This window comes from Nostoc sp. CHAB 5715 (genome assembly GCF_020829685.1).
Classification (GTDB): Bacteria; Cyanobacteriota; Cyanobacteriia; order Cyanobacteriales; family Nostocaceae; genus Nostoc.
The window spans coordinates 1-3,411 of sequence record NZ_JAIVFR010000834.1; the positions used below are offsets into that span (position 1 = coordinate 1).

Genomic DNA, 3,411 nt, shown 5'->3' on the forward strand with positions numbered 1-3,411 from the left:
CGTCGAAGAAGATCAGCCTCTGGGTACGGCAGGCTGTGTAAAAAATATTGCTGAACTTCTTGATGAAACCTTTTTAGTCATTAGCGGCGATAGTATAACAGATTTTGACCTCACGGGTGCGATCGCAATGTCTGTCTTTAGCGGCTACTTAATGTACGTGCTAGCATCTCAAATCAAAGCTATTTGTCCTTACTGTATCGGTTCAGCTTTGTTCTCTGTGAGTCTTTTGGTATTGACGATTATCGGTCGAACTTGGGAGGATATAGGACAAATCTTCTTTACCGCCATTATTGTGGGTATGGTGACGCTGATTGGCACTTTAGGCGTTTATGCTGGTGTAAATCAATCAAATATTACACCTGTAACTCCAGGACAACCCGCAAAAATTACCTTTACTCCCAAAGGAGACGCTAACCCAGCCTTCGGTTGGAAAGTTACTACTACTTCTGGTGAGGCAGAAATAGCCTTAGCACGGCATCTGGCAAAGGTAGGCGCGAAGGAATACAGTGCTTACTGGTGTCCTCACTGCCATGAACAAAAGCTGCTTTTTGGTAAAGAAGCCGAAGAAATAATCAATAAGGATGTTAAGGTAGAGTGCGCTCCCGATGGACTTAAAGCTCAAACAGAACTGTGTAAAGCCGCAAAAATTGAAGGCTTCCCCACTTGGATTATCAATGGTAAAAGCTATAGCGGAGTCCAAAATTTAGAGGAACTAGCGAAAGTTTCTGGTTACACGGGCCCTCGTAACTTCAAGTATTTCAGGTAATCGACCTAGTGGTACGGTGTAGTTTACACCCAGTCAACCCCTTCGGGGAAGTCAAAAGTCAAAAGTCAAAAGTCAACTGGATGAATACAGCAAAATCTGTTTCCAGTTGGCTTTTTTGTTTTTGGTAATAGATAATAGGTCAGGACTTACGCAAAAACTCTCTGCAACTCTTATTCCTTCGTGTCCTTCGTGCCTTCGCGGTTCGTTATTCCGTAACTCGTGCGTAAGTCCTATAGGTGTTGTTCAATATCCATTGATGTCAACAAAAGCCTAGAAATAGCTTAACTGTCGGCTGACTCACCCACCTGGAACTTTAGTTCCAGGCTAATAGTTAAAGTCTACTGAAGTAGACTAAAGACTTTTGCTATTAGCAAGGAGCTAAAGTTCCTTGCGAGACATTACTTTTACGTTAAGTTGATACGTATGTCTAATATCCAATTAGTAATTTTCCTACGCTTTTATCCGCAAGCACCTTAAGCTTAAGAAAATAAACCAAGTATATTTGCTATTGAAAAACTCTTAGAAACTCTATTTAGCTCCTCCTGGAACTATGTTAATTCGATAGTTAATAGCTATAGGAAATAGAGAATATTTCTCCCCAGTAGTGTAATGGGAATGAATCAGCAGCTAGGCAAGCATTTTGTAAAGTTAATCTTTAAACTGAAACAATCGCTTGATCGAGGAAACAGAGAATTGATTACTGCCGCCAGCGTTGCAATCTGCGTCCTGCTTTTGCACTCCATCGGATTATTACAATCTTTGGAGTTGGCAGCTTTGGATCAATTTTTTCGCTTACGTCCAAATGAACCGCCAGAACAGCGTATTACCATCGTAGGGATTGATGAAGCCGATTTAAAGGAAGTAGGTTCGTGGCCGATTCCAGATGCGAAGATTGCCCAGTTGTTACAAAAATTGAACGTCCACAAACCCCGTGCTATTGGCTTAGATATCTACCGAGATTTGCCAGTAGGATCTGGTAATCAAGAACTTCGTAATGCTTATAAGTTAATGCCCAACTTGATTGGTATTGAGTTACTGGCAAATGACAAAAACGTTAATGTTTCACCTCCACTGGGGCTAAATAAGGATCAAGTGAGCTTTAACAATGTGCTATATGATCTCGATGGTAAAGTACGTCGCAGTTTGTTGTATTGGCACGTTAATAATCAGGTACACGAAAGTTTTGCTCTGAAGTTGGCTTTATTGTATTTAAAGTCAGAAAATATTACTCCCACCAAAGCAAAAAACAACCCTGAGTATTTGCAATTGGGTAAGGCCACGTTTACTCGTTTTGAGGCTAATGATGGTGCTTATGTGGGAGCTGATGCTAGAGGATACCAAATTTTAACTAATTTTCCCAAACCCAAATGTCAAAGTTCATCTGGAGAATTTTGTAGTTTTCGCCAGGTGTCGATGAGAGATGTATTGGCAGGTAAAGTCAAAGAAAACTTAATCAAAGATCGGATTATACTTATTGGTTCCACTGCACCCAGCCTCCAGGATTTTGTATTCATTCCCTACTCCAGCAGTCTAATGGGTACGGCCAAGCCTGTACCTGGTATTCAACTGCAAGCTTATTTTACTAGTGAGTTAATCTCAGCAGCTTTGCAAGGACGACCATTACTCAAGGTCTGGCCTGACTTATTGGAAAACTTGTGGATTTTTATTTGGTCTTATCTGGGAGCTGTCACGACATGGCGGATACGACACGCAACTAAGAGCCTCTTTAGCATCCTAGTTTCTTGCGTAGTATTGACCCTGAGTGCGTACCTTGCTTTCTTGTACGGTTGGTGGATACCGCTAATTCCCTCACTGTTTAGCTTTGGCAGTTCAGCTATTTGGATTACCAGTCATATTGCCCATATCCAAGAAGAGTGGAAACGTTCTAAAGAATTTTTGCATCACGTAATCAACACGATTCCCGATCCAATTTTTGTGAAAAATGAACAACACCAGTGGATTGTTTTAAATGAAGCGTATTGTCGATTTATCGGTTATCCGAATAAGTTGTTAATTGAAAAGTCAGACTATGACTTTTTCTCTAAACATGAAGCCGATGTGTTTCGACAACACGATGATCTTGTGTTCAGGACTCAAAAACCCCAGGAACATGAAGAAGAATTTACCAATGCAGATGGTCAGACTCATCAAATTGCCACTAAGCGATCGCTCCATAAAGACTCAGCTGGCAATTTCTTTTTAGTTGGGGTCATCCGAGATATTACTCAGCGCAAGCTCATGGAAGAACAGCTAAAACGTACTGCTGCTGAACTATTGTGCTCTAACAAGGAACTAAAACTCAAAGAAGACCACTTGCGTCACTTAGCGTATCACGATCCGCTCACAGGTTTATCCAATCGCAAATTTTTTGTCGAGCAACTTTACGAATCGTTACATTGGGCGCAACACAACAAGTTTGTGCTGGGGCTGCTGTTTATTGATTTAGATGGCTTTAAGCAAATCAATGATACTCTGGGACACGAGGTGGGCGATCGCTTGCTAATAACTATCGCGCGACGACTCAGCAACTCTTTACGCGCTAGTGATACAGTTTCTCGTTTAGGTGGCGATGAATTTACTGTGATTTTACGGGCAATTCCTAATGTTCAAATAGCTGGTACAATCGCCGACAAAATTTTAACTAG

The 3,411-nt window shown here is 41.3% G+C and carries 2 protein-coding genes; both read left to right on the forward strand.

Features of this window, described 5'->3' with window-relative positions:
• On the forward strand, window positions 1-766 hold a 766-nt coding region (locus tag LC574_RS32145), incomplete at its 5' end, for a vitamin K epoxide reductase family protein (RefSeq protein WP_229457655.1).
• A gap of 615 nt (window positions 767-1,381) precedes the next feature.
• A partial coding sequence (locus tag LC574_RS32150) for a CHASE2 domain-containing protein (RefSeq protein ID WP_229457656.1) occupies window positions 1,382-3,411 on the forward strand: 2,030 nt, incomplete at its 3' end.